The sequence below is a fragment of the Plantactinospora sp. B5E13 genome, from assembly GCF_039871775.1.
GTDB lineage: Bacteria > Actinomycetota > Actinomycetes > Mycobacteriales > Micromonosporaceae > Plantactinospora.
Genome location: NZ_JBDPLT010000057.1, coordinates 1 through 15,364 on the forward strand (window position 1 = coordinate 1; position 15,364 = coordinate 15,364).

General features: G+C 71.0%; 11 protein-coding genes. 7 read left to right on the plus strand and 4 right to left on the minus strand.

Annotated features, from left to right (window positions below):
- Positions 1 to 108: 108 nt before the first annotated feature.
- The 3 genes from ABGB05_RS32245 to ABGB05_RS32255 all read left to right on the plus strand — a co-directional run bounded on the left by ABGB05_RS32245 (position 109) and on the right by ABGB05_RS32255 (position 3,930).
- On the plus strand, positions 109 to 780 hold the full coding sequence (locus ABGB05_RS32245; RefSeq protein ID WP_347657731.1) for a sugar ABC transporter permease: 672 nt from the start codon (positions 109 to 111) through the stop codon (positions 778 to 780).
- On the plus strand, positions 777 to 1,727 hold the full coding sequence (locus tag ABGB05_RS32250; RefSeq protein ID WP_347657732.1) for a carbohydrate ABC transporter permease: 951 nt from the start codon (positions 777 to 779) through the stop codon (positions 1,725 to 1,727). The genes ABGB05_RS32245 and ABGB05_RS32250 overlap by 4 nt, the downstream gene beginning before the upstream one ends.
- A gap of 121 nt (positions 1,728 to 1,848) precedes the next feature.
- Entirely contained in the window at positions 1,849 to 3,930 is a 2,082-nt protein-coding gene (locus ABGB05_RS32255; RefSeq protein WP_347657733.1) for an arabinofuranosyltransferase, read from the plus strand.
- A 17-nt stretch (positions 3,931 to 3,947) separates the two neighbouring features.
- Here ABGB05_RS32255 and ABGB05_RS32260 read toward each other — a convergent pair whose 3' ends face one another.
- The 3 genes from ABGB05_RS32260 to ABGB05_RS32270 form a co-directional block, all read right to left on the minus strand.
- On the minus strand, positions 3,948 to 6,167 hold the full coding sequence (locus ABGB05_RS32260) for a copper resistance protein CopC (protein ID WP_347657734.1): 2,220 nt from the start codon (positions 6,165 to 6,167) through the stop codon (positions 3,948 to 3,950).
- A gap of 92 nt (positions 6,168 to 6,259) precedes the next feature.
- Positions 6,260 to 7,645 (minus strand): multicopper oxidase domain-containing protein, encoded by a 1,386-nt coding sequence (locus ABGB05_RS32265; protein ID WP_347657735.1) that lies wholly within the window; start codon positions 7,643 to 7,645, stop codon positions 6,260 to 6,262.
- 192 nt (positions 7,646 to 7,837) lie between these two features.
- Positions 7,838 to 10,072 carry a copper oxidase gene (locus tag ABGB05_RS32270; protein WP_347657736.1) on the minus strand — a complete coding sequence of 745 codons (2,235 nt, stop codon included), beginning with the start codon at positions 10,070 to 10,072 and terminating at the stop codon, positions 7,838 to 7,840.
- Between the two features lie 653 nt (positions 10,073 to 10,725).
- On the opposite strand from ABGB05_RS32270, the gene ABGB05_RS32275 reads away from it, so the two are divergent.
- Together ABGB05_RS32275 and ABGB05_RS32280 are read left to right on the plus strand one after the other, a co-directional pair.
- Positions 10,726 to 11,931, plus strand: a complete 1,206-nt coding sequence (locus ABGB05_RS32275) for a cytochrome P450 (RefSeq protein ID WP_347657737.1) — start codon at positions 10,726 to 10,728, stop codon at positions 11,929 to 11,931.
- The gene (locus ABGB05_RS32280; RefSeq protein ID WP_347657738.1) at positions 11,928 to 12,155 is read left to right on the plus strand and encodes a ferredoxin; all 228 of its coding nucleotides are present in this window, start codon (positions 11,928 to 11,930) and stop codon (positions 12,153 to 12,155) included. Before ABGB05_RS32275 ends, ABGB05_RS32280 begins: the two co-directional genes overlap by 4 nt.
- 21 nt (positions 12,156 to 12,176) lie before the next feature.
- Here the strand turns inward: ABGB05_RS32280 and ABGB05_RS32285 are convergent, their stop codons facing one another.
- Positions 12,177 to 13,028 (minus strand): alpha/beta hydrolase, encoded by an 852-nt coding sequence (locus tag ABGB05_RS32285; RefSeq protein WP_347657739.1) that lies wholly within the window; start codon positions 13,026 to 13,028, stop codon positions 12,177 to 12,179.
- 423 nt (positions 13,029 to 13,451) lie between these two features.
- On the opposite strand from ABGB05_RS32285, the gene ABGB05_RS32290 reads away from it, so the two are divergent.
- Both ABGB05_RS32290 and ABGB05_RS32295 read left to right on the plus strand, forming a co-directional pair.
- Positions 13,452 to 13,634 (plus strand): hypothetical protein, encoded by a 183-nt coding sequence (locus ABGB05_RS32290; protein WP_347657740.1) that lies wholly within the window; start codon positions 13,452 to 13,454, stop codon positions 13,632 to 13,634.
- 211 nt (positions 13,635 to 13,845) lie between these two features.
- Positions 13,846 to 15,360, plus strand: coding sequence for a hypothetical protein (locus tag ABGB05_RS32295; RefSeq protein WP_347657741.1), 1,515 nt, complete (start codon positions 13,846 to 13,848; stop codon positions 15,358 to 15,360).
- Positions 15,361 to 15,364: the final 4 nt, after the last annotated feature.

Genomic DNA, 15,364 nt, shown 5'->3' on the forward strand with positions numbered 1-15,364 from the left:
CCGCTGGCGGACCCTTCGTCACACCACCGCCAGCCCACGGCAGATCGGCGACATCGTCCGCGCCGCTCTCCACCTCACCCACTTCGAATACCGATACCTACCGAATCCATGCTGAGATCACGTCACTACATCGGCGCGTCCGTACTGCAGATCGCCCTGGCGCTCTACTTCGCGACCGTCCTCAGCTTCAACGTCAGGTTCCGGAACCTCTTCAAGGGGATCATCTTCTTTCCGTACCTGATCAACGGGGTCGCGATCGCGATGGTCTTCCTGTACTTCTTCCAGCCCGGCGGGACCCTGGACTCGGCGCTCCGGCTCCTCGGACTCGGTGGACTGTCCCAGCAGTGGCTCGGCGACCCAGAGGTGATCAACTATTCGCTGGCCGGGACGTCGGTCTGGCGTTACCTGGGGCTGAACTTCGTGCTCTTCCTCGGCGCCATCCAGTCGATACCCGCCCAGCTCCACGAGGCGGCCGAAATCGACGGCGCGAACCGCTGGCACCAGTTCCGCTACCTGATCCTGCCCGGCATCCGGCCGATCATCGGACTCTCGTTCATCCTGGCCATCTCCGGCTCGCTCGCCGTCTTCGAGATTCCGTGGATCATGACCGGCGGGGCCAACGGCAGCGAGACCTTCGTGATCCAGACCGTCAACATGGCGTTCCGTTACCACAAGGTGGGGCTGGCCTCGGCGATGGCCGTGATCCTGCTCCTGATCGTCCTGCTGGTCACCTGGGTGCAACGCCGGGTCGTTCCCGACGAGAGGGTGAACCTGTCGTGAGCCTGACCGACGATCGCGCGGTGGACCGGATCGGCCGTGCTGGCCGACGGCTGGCCCGGGTCGGCCGTCGAGATCGGCCGGCGCGGCGACCGACGCCCGGCCGACGGCACCGGCCCGAGGGGATCGCAGCCCGGCTGGCCGTCGTCCTGAAGTACCTCTCCCTGCTCGGGGCCGCGCTGCTCGTCCTGCTGCCACTGCTGGTGCTCTTCATGGCCTCGCTGAAGACGAACGACGAGTTCGTCAACGGCGCCCCGTTCGACGCCCCCGGCAACTGGTTCAACCTCGACAACTACGTCACGGCGTTCACCCAGGGCGGCATGCTGCGCGCCTTCGCCAACACCAGCCTGATCCTGCTCGTCTCACTCGCCGGCACGGTCCTGATCGGCTCGATGGCGGCGTACGCGCTCGACCGATTCGAGTTCCGGCTGCGTCGTACGGTCATCGGGTTGTTCCTGCTCGCCACCCTGGTGCCCGGAGTGACCACCCAGGTGGCGACCTTCCAGGTGGTCAACCAGCTCGGCCTGTTCAACACCCGCTGGTCGGCGATCGCCCTGTTCCTGGGCACCGACATCATCTCGATCTACATCTTCCAACAGTTCCTCCGCAGCATCCCCCGGGAACTCGACGAATCCGCCGCCATCGAGGGCGCGGGCCACCTGACCATCTACTTCAGGATCATCCTGCCGCTGCTGAAACCCGCGATCGCCACCGTGGTCATCGTCAAGGGCATCGCCATCTACAACGAGTTCTACATCCCGTTCCTCTACATGCCGGACAGCGAACTCGGGGTGATCTCGACCTCGCTGTTCCGGTTCAAGGGACCGTTCGGCGCGCAGTGGGAGGTGATCTCCGCCGGGGTGATCCTGGTCATCGTCCCCACCCTGATCGTCTTCCTGCTGCTGCAACGCTTCATCTACAACGGGTTCACCAGCGGAGCGACCAAGTGACGGCATCCGCCGTGACGGCCGGGCCGGCCGATCGGCGGCGACCGGGCACCGGCCCCGGAAACCGGGCGACCTCCGCTACCCTACGACGGCCCGCTTCCGTTCACTGATCTCTGGAGCAGCCGTGGCACGCGTTCTTGATGCGACGGACGGACACCCCGACCCGGCGTCCTCCCCCGCCGGCTCCGCCGCGCCCGAGGAGGATGGCGCGGACGCCACCGAGGACAGCGCCTCCGGCCGGCACGACGACGACAGCCCCGACGCCGGCGCGGGAACCACGGCGGGTACGGGCGGCCCGGCCGGACCGGCGCAGGTCCCGGCCGCCGTGGCACCCGTCTCCGACGCGTACGACCCCGGGGTACGCGCCGACCGGCTGCGTCGGGGCCTGGTCGCGGTACGTCCGCTGCTCATCGCCGCCGCCGTCGGACTCGTGGTGCTCGGCATCCAACTGCTCGCCATCCTCGCCGGGGACTACCACCCGTTCTCCGGGCGGGTCCAGTACGGGTTGCGGGCCGGCTCGCTCGTGGTCGGGGCCGTGGCGGTCACCGCGGTCTGGTGGGCCCGGCGTCGTGGACAGTCCTGGGACGCCGACCTGATCCCGGCCCTGTTCGGCGGTCTCGGCGCGCTGACGCTGCTGGTCGGACTGCACGGCACCCCGTACGACCTGTACGCCCTCGACGGCGACCAGTTGTTCCGGACCGCGGTGGTCACCCGGTTCGGAGACTCCTGGTGGGGCGGTGACTACACCTACCGTGGTCTGCCGGCGTACTACGCGCCGACGTACTTCTGGGTGCTGGGCCGGGCCGGGGACCTGGCCGGCGTCGTGCCGTGGCACATGCTCAAGTACGGCACCATCGCGGTCACGTTCCTCGCCCCGATCGTGTCCTACCTGCTGTGGCGGCGAATCGTCACCGCCCGGGTCGCCGCGCTCATCTCCGTGGTGCCCTTCCTCGTCCCCGGTCTCGGCGAGACCTACGCCTGGATCGTCCTCGTGGCGTTCGTGCCCTGGTGGCTGCAGGTGGGGCACGGGTTGACCCGGTCCGGGCTACGGCGTTGGCACCCGCTGGTGCTCGGCGCCATCGGCGCGGTCCTGTTCACGGTCTACTACTACTTCTTTTTCATCATTCCGGTCGCGCTCGTCCTGCACCTGCTGTGGAACCGCCGGCAGGGCCGGATCGCCTGGGGCGACCTGACCCGGCCGCTGGCCGTGCTCGGCGTCTCGGCCCTCGGCTCGAGTCCCTACTGGGCACCGCTCGCCTGGAACTTCCTGACCTCGGCACACTTCGAGTCGTTGAACAACCGGTGGATAACCCTGCAGTCGGGGCGGCTCGCCCTACCGATGCTGGAGCCCTCGGTAATCGGGGTGCTCTGTCTAATCGGTCTGGTCTTCCTGGTGGTGACGGCCCGCGAGGCACTGTCCCGGGCGCTGCTGGTCCTCCTGGTGTCGACGTACGTCTGGCACGCGGTCGGTTTCCTCTTCCTGGTCGTGTCGAAGCCATTGATGTCGTTCCGGATGCGTGAACTGGTGCCGGTGATCCTGCTCGCGGCGGCGGCGATGGCCCTGGTGCGCGTGGCCGGCTACGCCCACCGCCACCTGACCGCCGCCGTGGTCGGGCGGCTCGCGGCCACCGGCGGGGTGCTGCTCGCGGTCTTCGCCGGCGACCGGTTCGTCGACGTCGTCCTGGCGGACATCCACCACGCGCACAACCGGACCCTGCCGAACGGGCAGCTGCCGGGATTCCACCGGCCCGAGGCGGTGGCCTGGAAACCCGCGCCGGCCCGGTTGAGCGAGATCATCGACGCCCGCTACCAGGGGCCGGGCCGGCCGGTGGTGCTCACCGCCAACTCGGACCTGATGGCCCTCTACCCCTACTACGGCTTTGTGCAGTTCAACGCCAACTACAGCCATCCCACCGGCCGGTTCAAGCAACGCCTGGCCTTCCTCACCGAGCTGGGCCGGTCCGCAAGCCCCGCCGAGTTCGCCGCGCGCCTGCGGGACAACCCGTACGACCGGGTCGACGTCATCGTGCTGCCGGTCAAGGACGACAAGCTGCTCTTCAGGTACCGCGCCGACGAGTTCCCGTTCGGCACCAACCCGCAGGAGATCAGCCTTCCGAGGAACCTGGTGCAGCCGGAACAGTTCGACATCACGATGGTGGATGGCACCCTGGTCGCGGTACTCCGGCCGCCGGCAACTGGCGGATAATCCGACGGCCGGCCCGGTCACGGCGAGATCGTGACCGGGATCCGTACCGTCGTCTGGTCGACGTCGGACGTCCGGATCGTCACCGCCGCCTCCCACGCACCGGGCAACGGCACCGTGACCGTGCCGAGGTGATGACCGGGCCCGGCGGCCCGCAGTGACACGTCGAGCGGACCCAGGTCGCGCTCTGCCAACCGGAGCGCGACCCGGATCTCCGGCACCTCCTTCGGCCGGCCGGTCGGATCCAGGATCGACACGTGTGCGGTGACGTCGCCGACCCGGCGCGGCAGCAGGTCGAAGAGGAGCAGTCCCTCGGCGGCGGGGCCGGAGCCGGCGTCGAACCGGACCGGCCCCCGGTTGGCCTCGGCCGTAGCCGCGGTGCCCGCCGGCGCCGTCGGATCGGCGGCCGGTCCGGCGGCGCCGACCGGTGGGCCGGCCAGCCGGTCCGCGTACGCGCCCCGGGCGGGCGGGGTCGCGACCAGCGCCGCGGTCACGCCCAGGACGGCCAGCCCCAGCACGATCTCGAACGAGATCCGGCGTCCGAAGTGGTAGAGCTGGTGCGGATCCGGATCGGACGGCCCGACCCGGCGGGCCGGAGCGGTCGCCAGCCCGCCTCCCGAACCGGTCCGACCACCCGTCGACGCGCCGGCCCGCCCCGCCGGGCCGCCCGCCGCCCCGTCCGCCGCAGTGCCGGCCTTCAACACCGCAGCGCCGGCCGTCACCACCGGAGCGCCGGCCTTCAGCACCGGAGCGCCTGCCGACGCGCCGACCTTCACCGCCCGGGGACCGACCCGTACCGCGGGGGTGTGGTCCGGCCTGGTCGGGGCCGCCCCCGGCGGCCGGGCGGTGCGGCGAACGACCGGAACGGCGACGGACGGGCGGCCCGGATAGTGCCGCCGCACCCAGGACCGGGCCAGCGTGCCCAGTGCGAGCAGCACCAGGACGAGGCTCAGTTTTGCCAGCAGCAGCCGTCCGTAGGGCGTCTCCAGCAGCGCGGGCAGGCTGCCCACCTGTCGCCAGAGCTGGAACATCCCGGTGACGACCAGCAGTCCGACGCTGACCTGGGCGCTGCGGGAGAAGGCCGGTACGGCGGTACGCATCGCCGAGACGTCCCTGGCCGGCAGCAGCACCCCGGCCAGCACGACCAGGCCGCCGAGCCAGACGGCCATCGCGACCAGGTGGACCACGTCGGAGACCAGCGCGGGCACCCGGTACTCCCCCGCCGCGCTGTGGTTGGCGACTCCCCAGGTGACCGCGAGTCCGGCGCCGACGAGCAGGACGGCAACCGGAGGCAGCACCCGGGCCGCCGGCCGACGCGGGCCGCTCCCCGCCCCGGTGCCGGTGCTGGGCCGGCGGGTCAGCACCAGCAGGGCCGGGATCAGCAGGATCAGCAGCCCGGTCCGGACGATCAGCGCCACGCCGAGCCGGGTCTCGAGGGTGGTGGCCAGGAGCGCGCCGTCGAACGCGCGGCGAAGCGGCAGGTCGGCGACGTACGGGCCGTACGCGAGAAACGCGGCCAGCCCGCTGACCAGCGACGCCGCCCACCCCAGCCAGAGCAGCCGTCGCACGCCGCGTCGCACGGCACCGGCCGGCCAGGCGTACGTCACGAAGAAGGCGACGCCGACCAGCAGTGCCAGGGCGGCGAAACCGGTCCACCGGAGGACGCCGTACGCCGGCCCGGCACGGGACCCGGAGGATCCGGCGCCCGGGGCCCGATCCGTCGCGGCGACCGGGCTGCCGGCGGCCCCGACACTGAACGTGAAGGCGCCGCCGACCGGGTGACTGTCCGCGGAGGTGACCCGCCAGGCCACCGTGTAGCCGCCGTCGGGCAGGGCGGCCGGAAGCGGCACGTCCACGGTGGTGGCGTCACCGGGCGGATGGCCCGGTACGCCCACCGACACCGGTTCACCACGGCTGTCGAAGAGTCGTACGCCCTCGACCGGGATCGTCACCGGCTCGGTGAACTGCAGTCGCAGGCGCTCGGGTGGGCGCTGGTACACCTGTCCCTGGGCGGGGACGGACCGGACCAGGTCGGCGTGTGCCCGGGCGGGGGCCGGTCCGGCCAGCGCGCCCAGGGCCGTACCGGCGAGCACGGCGAGCAGCACGGCGACGGCCGCGACACGGTGGAGCCGGAGGGCGGCCACGCCTCGGTGGAGCCGGCGGGTGGCGACCTGGAATGTCCTCGGCGTGACGGGTGGGCCGGTGGGAAGGGCGGGCGGCCGGCTCGGGTGACGGGGCATCGTGCGGGTCCTCTCGGGGCGGGCGGCGCGTACCGGCCCGGCGTCGCGGGGCCGGGCCGGTACGCGGGAAGGGAGTGTGACGGTTCAGCCGGCTACGCCGTCACGTCGAGGACCGTGACCAGCCCGATCATCCCGTCCGGTCCTTCCGAGTGGGAGAAGATGTGGCAGTGGAACAGCCACTTCCCCACCTCTCTGGGCTGGAAGATGATGTCGAAGGTCTGTCCCGGTGCCACGGTCAGCGTGTCCACCGTGTAGGGCGAGGCGAGTTTGATCCCGTCCTGGGCGACCACCTGGAACGACATCCCGTGCAGGTGCATCGGGTGGACCATCTCCGGCCCGGTGCCGATCAGCCGGATGTGCACCCGCTGCCCCAGCTTCGCGGCCAGCGGCGTGGTCGAGGGGTACGACCTGCCGTTGATCGTGAAGCCGTTGGATCCGTCCCCGATGGCGAGGGTGTAGTGCTTGTCGGCGGCGATGTCGCCCAGGGTCGGGGTGACCACCAGGGCGCCGTACAGACCCTTGCCGACCTGGCCGCCGCCCATGTGTGAGTGGTACCAGTGGGTGCCGGTGGTCTTGGCGGTCCACTCGTAGACGTAGGTCTCCCCCGGCATGATGTGCGGCTGGGTGAGATCGGGTACGCCGTCCTGAGCGTTCGGCAACTCCATCCCGTGCCAGTGCACCGCGGTGTGCTCCGGCAGGTTGTTCTGCACGATGAACCGCAGCTTGTCGCCCTCGTTCACCTTCAGGGTCGGTCCGGGGACGATGCCGTTGAAGGCGTACGCCGGTCTGACCACCCCGGCCGACACCTCCAGGTTCAACGGGGCCATGCAGAGTTTGAACACCTTGACCCCGCCGACCGTCTCGTACGTCGCCAGCCGGGTGCCGTCGCCCTGCTCGGCGCCGACGGTCGGGCTCTGGCAGGGCGGTGCTCCCGGCGGCGGCCCGGTCGGGGTCGGGGTCGGGGTCGGCCCTCCGGTGGGGGTGGGCGTCGGCGTGGCGGTCGGGGTCGGCGTCGGACCGGCGGTGGTGGGCCGGGGTGTGGTCGGGGTGGGCCCGGCGGTGGTCGGCGGCGTCGACCCGGCGTTGATGGTGCCGAGCATGTACGGGTGGTTGCCGCAGAAGTAGGAGTACGAGCGGGCCGCGGTGATGGTCACCGTGAAGCTGGCGCCCGGCGGCAGGTCGGGCGAGGTGAAGTCACCCCGGATCATGTGCAGGGTGCCGTCGGTCTCCTGGTTGACGAAGGTCACGGTGTCCCCAGGGGCGACGTTGAGCACCTCCGGGGAGAAGGTGAAGTTCCGGATCGTGACCGTGTGGTTGGCGGCCATCGCGGCCTGTGGGGCGAAGATGGCCGCGCCCGCCGCGATCACCGCGAGGGCGAGCAGGGCGGATACGACGAGCCGCCGGACCGGCGGCGAGGTGGTTCTCAGCACCTGCCGGAGGACGGCGAACCGCCGTCCCGGCAAGCTCAGGTCGGACATGGGGTCTCTCCTCGTCTACGCTTCCTGGGAGCGCGCGGCATCGCGGGCCGGCCGGCACCCGTCGAAGGCGGGTCGGCTGCCCGGCGCCACACGATGTGAGCCGCCCCTGAGCGAGGGAGGGACCGTCCGCTTCACGGTCCCTCCCTCCCACTGAACCTTCTGAGGAAGGTTCACTCGTCGGGGTCGGGAGTGTCAGGAGCAGATGCCGGTGTTGATCGGGTTCAGCTGGGCACAGGTGAGCTGGTCGGCCATGGCGGCCGGGGTGTTCTGGACCCAGCCGTTGTAGACGATCGGGAACGCGAAGACGCCCTGACCGCCCATGCCGTTGTAGCCGGTGACGGTGTCGTCGGTGGCCGTGCCGGCCGCCGCGTCGAGCACCATCCGGCCGACCACGGCCGCGTCGGCGGGGTTGCCGTCGCCGTTGGGATCGCCGTCCACCACGGCCATCGCGTTGGAGAACTTGCTCGACACGTAGGCGTAGTAACCGCCGCCCCGCTTGGCTCCGAAGTTGATGCCGTGGCAGCCGGAGTCACAGGGCAGGGTTTTCACCACCTTGTCGGTCTCGGTGTCGATCACCATGACGTTGCTGGTCAGCGTGTTGGCGACCAGGACGTACTGGCCGTCGGGACTGACCGGGATCTGGATCGGCAGGCCACCGAAGGGTCCAGTGGTGGCGCCGCTGACCGGGTCGTAGGTGTCCCACAGGTCGATCGCCTTGTAGCCGACGGTGCCGCCGCTGTCGGCGCGGCAGGCCGGCCCGGCCAGCGATATGCAGGAGACGCTCTGGCCGAGGAAGTTCGCCACGTAGTACTTGGAGCTGTCCGGCATCATGCCGGTGGCGATCGGCAGTTCCTCGGTCTGCATCTTGGTGATGGCCCCGGTCGGTACGTCGACCACGGTGGAGTCGTGGTGGTTGACGTTCGGGGTGACCATCGTCTGGCCGTCCGCGCTCATCCAGTGTGCGTGTGGGTGGGCCGGGGTCTCGCCCGGTCCCTGCACCAGGATCCGCCGGTCGACCGCGGTCGCCCCGGGACTCAGTTCGACCACCGCGTTACCGCCGTTGATGGCGACGTGCAGCTGGTCGGTGTCGGCCCGGGTCATCACGTGTGACGGATCCGGGCCGACCTGGATGGTCCGGACGAGTTGCCCGGTGGTGCGGTCGAAGACGGTGAGCCGGTCGGAGAACCACTCGGTCTGGTAGATGTACCGCCCGTCCCGGTCGCTCCACATGTTGTGCGGGTTGTTCATGTTGATCTGCGGCAGCGCGACCTTCCGAGCCACTGTCCAGTTGACCACGTCGACCTTGGTCGCCGCCCCGGACTTGGACTTGCCGGCGAACTGTTCCATCTGGGTGTCGACCCAGACCTCGCCGACGCCGGGGACCGCCGGTCGCTGGGTCAGCGCCGGCAGGGTGACCCCCTCGTTGAACTTGCTCTCGTAGAAGGCGTCCAGGAGCGGCACCAGCACCGGCTGGCCGGCGGCGTCGTACATCAGGATCGGGGCCGGCGGGTACGACGGGTTCCACGCCCGCTCCTCGGTGTTGCTGTACGTCTGCCAGTTGGTCGGCGAGGTGATCCGGAAGAACTTCTGCACCAGCTGCTGCACCACGTCGGACGAGCTGGGCACCACCATGCCGCCCTTGACCGCGACGTTGAGCTGGCGGCCGAAGTCGAGACCCGGGGTCAGCGGGTCGTCGACCACCACCGCGCCGAGCATGTACGGATGGATCTTGCAGGCCCAGGCGTACAGCCCCGGTTCGGCCAGCGACGTCTCGACGTCGCCGATGAACGCACTGCCCTGGTCGAACTCCGGTGCCCCGACCGGCCAGATGAGGCTGGTGACCGAGTGCGCCGAAGCGGCGTCCGGGGCCGCCACCTTGAACTTCGCCTTCGGGACCAGGCTCAGGTCCCGGGGGGCGATCTCCTGCAGGTCCGCCAGGGTGTCCATCAGGCTGAGCCCGACCGGCAGGCTGGACAGCGGCACCGCGTCGCTGGCGCTGCTGCCGGTCAATTGCTGCCGCAGCTGGTTGACCTGGGTCTTGGCCCGCTGCACGGTGGGGTTCAGGAAGCCCAGCACCCCACCGGCGTCGTCGATCGCGTCGTTGAGCTCGTCGAGGTTGAGCAACGTGGTGAGGTCGACCCCGAGCTGGCCGAGCAGCGGTGCGTCACCGTCGATGATCGGCAGGTTGAGCAGCTCGCCGAGGTTGCCGTTGAGCAGCGGAATGCTGTCCAGCGGCAGGTCGAGCAGCCGGGTCCGGGGCGTCACCGCGACGCCGAGCGAGTTGGTGCCGAACAGGGTCGCGCCGGTGTCGAACCAGGCGCCCTGGTTGTCGGTGAGGTCGAACATGACGGGTACGCCGACACCGACCGGGTTGGCGCGGGCCGACACCGGCACACCGAGCCCGGCGACGATCAGGACCGGCACCATCAGCCGGGCCCACCGTCGCCGGGTGGCTCTGCGGCGTGCGGCACGCACACCATCGGGTGGGGGGTGCATATCTGCTCCTCCTGGACGGGATGGGGGGACGGGGGCGTCCGGCGCGGATGCGCGGGCCGCCACCGCGGGCGCCGGTCGAACCGGCGGTGGCCGGGTCGTCCGTTCGGCCCAGCCACACCCGACAGCAGGCCAGTCAGCGGTTACACGGATTCGCCAGGAGCGCGAAAGACTCGATTAACGAAAGTCTTCAATGCCCTGCTCGCGGATGTGCACGGGACGAAACACCGCTGATCGCGAGCGGCGCGGCACCGTCCGAAATGGCCGGTAGCCGGTGGACGGTCGGCCGAGGCGGCCTGACCGATCGGCCGATCGTGGGATGGCCGGTCGACCCAGGCATCGACAGGGGTCACCGCACGGCATCCAGCGGCAAGGGTAACCCGGGATACTCATTGACGCCCACCCGGATCCCGGCCGCCGGAGAATCCGGCACATCGCGCGCGCCCCGGCCGGGCGCCGGCACCAATGGTATCGATCATCATAATTCGATACGATCCGCGATCAGTGATTCACCCGGCGCTGACGGGCCTCCGGACAGCCGCGCCCGCCCGGCATGCCGACCGCCGACCGCTGACAGGAGGACCGCGATGACGGACAGCCGGCAGGTGACCGCCCGACCGTACCCGTTCTCCGCCCCCGACCGGCTCACCGTCGATCCCCGGTACGCCGAGTTGCGGCGGACCGAGCCGGTGATCCGGGTCCGGCTCCCGTACGGCGAGGAGGGCTGGCTCGCCACCCGCTACCACGACGTACGAACCGTGCTGGGTGACGCCCGGTTCAGCCGGGCCGCCTCGCTGGACCACGACGAGCCGCGGATCAGCCCACGACCGCTGGGCAGCGGCCTGCTCTCGATGGATCCACCGGAGCACACCCGACTGCGGCGGCTCGCCGCGAAGGCGTTCACCGCCCGCCGGGTGGAGCTGCTGCGGGCCCGTGCCCAGCAGATCGCCGACGAACTGGTCGACGACATGGTCAAGGCCGGCCCTCCGGTCGACCTGGTGGAACGGTTCGCCACCCCACTGCCGATCCAGGTCATCTGCGAACTGCTCGGGGTGCCGTTCGACGACCGGCACCTCTTCCACGTCTGGTCGGGGGCAATCGTCTCGACCACCTCGATGAGCCCGGAGAAGATCGAGGAGTACCTGCAGAACCTGTACGGCTACATCGGCGGGCTGCTCGCGAAGCGCCGGGACGCACCGACCGACGACCTGCTCAGTGCCATGGTGCAGGCCCGCGACGAGAACCAGGACCGGCTCACCGAGTTCGAGGTGGTGCAGTTCGCCGCCGGCCTGCTCGCGGCCGGACACGAGACGACGGTGACCCAGATCCCGAACTTCGTCTACGTGCTGCTGGAGAACCCGGCGGAACTGGACCGGCTGCGCGCCGACCCCGCGCTGATGCCGTCCGCGGTGGAGGAGCTGCTGCGCTACGTACCGCTCGGGGTCGCCTCGGCCTTCCCCCGGTACGCGCTCGAGGATGTCGAGCTCGGCGGGGTGCTGGTCCGGGCCGGGGAGCCGGTGCTCGCGTCGCTCACCTCGGCCAACCGCGACGGCGAGGTCTTCGCCGATCCGGACCGGCTCGACCTGGGCCGGGATCCGAACCCGCACGTCGGCTTCAGCCACGGCGTGCACCACTGCGTCGGCGCGCAACTCGCCCGGATGGAACTCCAGGTGGCGCTCCGTACGCTGGTCAGCCGACTGCCCGGGTTGCGGCTCGCGGTGCCGGAGCCGGAACTGGTCTGGAAGAGCGGGCTGATCGTGCGCGGCCTGATCTCCCTGCCGGTGACCTGGTGACCGGCGCCTGGCGGGTCAGCGTCGACCCGGCACGCTGCATCGGCTCGGGCATCTGCGCCGGCACCGCCGCCGACCATTTCCGGCTGGTCGACGGTTTCGCCACCCCGGTCTCCCCGACCACACCGCCGGCCGAACCGGTACGCGACGCGGCGGAGTCCTGCCCGGTCGAGGCGATCACGGTCCGGGACGCGGCCGACGACCGGCTGATCGCGCCGGAGCCCTGACCCGGGGCCGGGAACCAGTGCTCAGGCCAGCGCCTCGGCCGGGGTCCGGATGAAGTCGAGCAGCGCCTGGTTGACCTCGTCGGCGTGGGTCCACGGGATGCCGTGCGGCGCGCCCGGCAGGGTGAGCAGCCGGCTGCCCGGCACCGCGGCGTGCATCCGCTGCCCGGTGACCGGGTACGGCAGCACCCGGTCCGCGTCCCCCTGGATGATCAGGGACGGTACGTCGAGCCGGGCCAGGTCCTGCCGGAAGTCGGTCAGCCAGGTGGTGATGGAGGCGAGCGTCCCGATCGGCGAGGCGCCGACCGCGGTGTGCCAGTTGGCCCGGACCACCTCCTCGCTGACCCGCTGGCCGAGGTTCTCGTCGAGGTTGTAGAAGTCGTGCATGAAACTGGTCTGGTAGGCCGGTCGGTCGGCGATGACCGACTGCATGAAGCCCTCGAAGACGCTCTGGTCCACGCCCTCCGGGTTGTCGTCGGTCTTCAGCAGGTACGGCGGGATCGGGGAGATGAAGATCGCGCGGCTGACCCGGACCGAGCCGTAGTTGGCGAGGTACCGGGTCACCTCGCCGGTCCCCATCGAGTGGCCGACCAGGACGACGTCGGTCAGGTCCAGCTCGTTCATCACGATGTTCAGGTCGGCGGCGAAGGTGTCGTAGTCGTAGCCGATCGTCGGCTGACCGGAGGCACCGAAACCCCGGCGGTCGTAGGCGATGGTCCGGTAGCCGGCGCCGAGCAGCGGCCCGATCTGCTTCTCCCAGGCTGCGCTGCTGAGCGGGAAACCGTGGATCAGCACCACCGGTTGCCCGGCACCATGATCCTCGTAGTACAGGTCGATGGGCGCGGAGTTCTCCACGCCGACGGTCAGATAGGGCACCCGACTCTTTCCTCTCGCGTACTCGCCTCGCTGGCCCGGCCACCCGTTGCCCAGAGGTCGTGGTGGGCGGCAGTCCGCGCGCTGACGACCGGCACCAGCCAGTTGGGTAGCAATTGCGTGGATTGCCGGACTTGCCGCGCGGTCAGCGTACCGAGCCGCAGCCGACCGCAGCGGCGGAACAGCGCTATTACCCCACAAGGCGACCGACGGCCCGCCGTACCAGCCCCGGGTGGTGGCAGCGGTGCGCGCGGCGCTGACCGACGCCCCGCCCCGGCGCCTGGTGGTGCTGGTCGGCCACAGCGACGCCGGCGTCCGGCTCCCCACGGTCCGCGCCTCGCTCGGCCGCCCGGTCACCGCCGCGGCTTTGTCGACGCGGCGCTACCGGCCCCTCCCGGCCCCACCCCGGTGGCACCCGAGACACGGTTGGCGGCAATACGGGAGCCGGCCGGTCCGGACGGGTGGCTCCCCCGCTGGACCGACCGGTACGACGAGGTCGAGATCGTCGGCCTGTTCCCCGCCACCGCCATCCTGACCCTGGCCGACGGGACCAGGCGGTCCGCGGACGACCCGGTCGCCGGCCGTCCACATCAGACGGATCCCGGGTAGCGCCACCAGGACGGCGTAGGTGTCCGTCCGGATCGGTGCATGCACCGGTGGTCGCCACGGAGTAAACCGGACGGCGGGACACTCTGCGTCAACGGGCGGGTACTATCGCCGGGCGACCGGGCGGGTCAGCACGCGACCGGCAGTGCCGCGGAGGGCAGGGTGGCCCCGGCGCACTAGGATCCGCAGACGGGAACGGCGGAAGTGGGTGGGGATGCAGCCAGTGGGTCCGTACCGGTTCATCGAAGCGATCAGTGTCTGTCAGGTCGGCAGTGTCTGGTCCGCCATCGACGGGCAGGGCAATTCTTTCACCGCCGCCGTCCTCGACGCCGCGGTGGCGACCGATCAACGCTGGCGGGACGCGTTCGCCGGGACGGCACACGCGCTGGCACAGCCGGGCGGCGGCGGATCACGCTTCGCGCACGCCGACCTCACCGCGCCGGCGCCCTGGGTCGCGTACTCCGCCGCCGACAGCGCCGGCGCGGAACAACTCTTCCTGGCCCTCGGTATGGAGTGCCGACCGCTGGGGTCGGTCACGGCCGACGACGAGGCGGCCACCATGAAAAACCCGGTCGTGGCGGCCGGACCGGTGCCGTCGTCCCCGTCGGACGGGTCCAACGGGCTGGCGGCCGGATCCGACCCGACCGGATCCGACGAGGAACTGGCCAGCCCGACGACCAAGTTGGCGCCGACCGCGAGTCCACCGAACGGCCCCTGGCAGGCCGGTCCGCCGCAGCCCGGCGTGGCCCCGGACCCGGTCTCCGCCCCGCCGCACCCGGTCTCCGTACCCCCACACCAGACCTCGGGCCCGCCGCACCAGATCTCCGTACCCCCACACCAGATCTCCGTACCCCCACACCAGACCTCGGGCCCGCCGCACCAGATCTCGGTGCCGCCCGAGCAGACCTCCGGTCCGCCGATGCCGCTGCCGGAGATGCCGGGGACCTATCCCACCAGCGGGCCCCCGTCGCCGGACCCCTCCGGGTACGACCCGCTCTACTCGCCGGTGCGGCACATCGTGCCCTCGGAGCCCGCGCCGAGCCGTCGCCGGCTCTGGATCCTGGTCGGCGCCGCCGCGGTCGTCGTCGTGCTGGCCATCAGCGCAACGGTGTTCGCGCTCAGTCAGGGCGGCGACGACCCGGTCACCCCGACCACCAGCCCGACGGCCGAGGCGCTGCCGCCGATGCCGTCGCCGACCAACCCGCCGCTGCAACCCGGGCTCGAGCCGCCGACCGCCGGGGCGTGGCCGACCAAGTGGCCGAGCTTCACCGAGCGGGACAACGTCCGAACCCTGTCCGACCTGGAAGGGCTGGGCTTCCAGCTCAAGGTGCCGGCCGGCTGGGAGTGCAGCCTCGCCGGACGGGCTCAGGGATTCGTCAGGTACAACTGCGGCGTACCCGACGGCGCGGGGCCGAAGTACGGCGGTGAGCTGGTTGTCCGGGACTGCCCGCAACCGTGTGACGAGGCACAGCAGGTCGCCATGCGGCAGGCCGAGGAGGCCTGGGGGCAACGGTGGATCCGCAGCGGCCAGCACTCGACGTACGTCGAGACGAGCTCGCTGGAGGAGAACGGTGAGCCGCGGCACGGTCTCGTGGTGGTCGCCTTCTTCCGGGGCGGTGACGACGGGGTGGTCAACCGGCAACTGGTGCTGCGCCTGACCGCGCCGCGGGACGGCGCGTTGGAGCTGCGCCGGGTGGCGACCTACCTGCGGAACACCCTGATCTTCTGAGGCC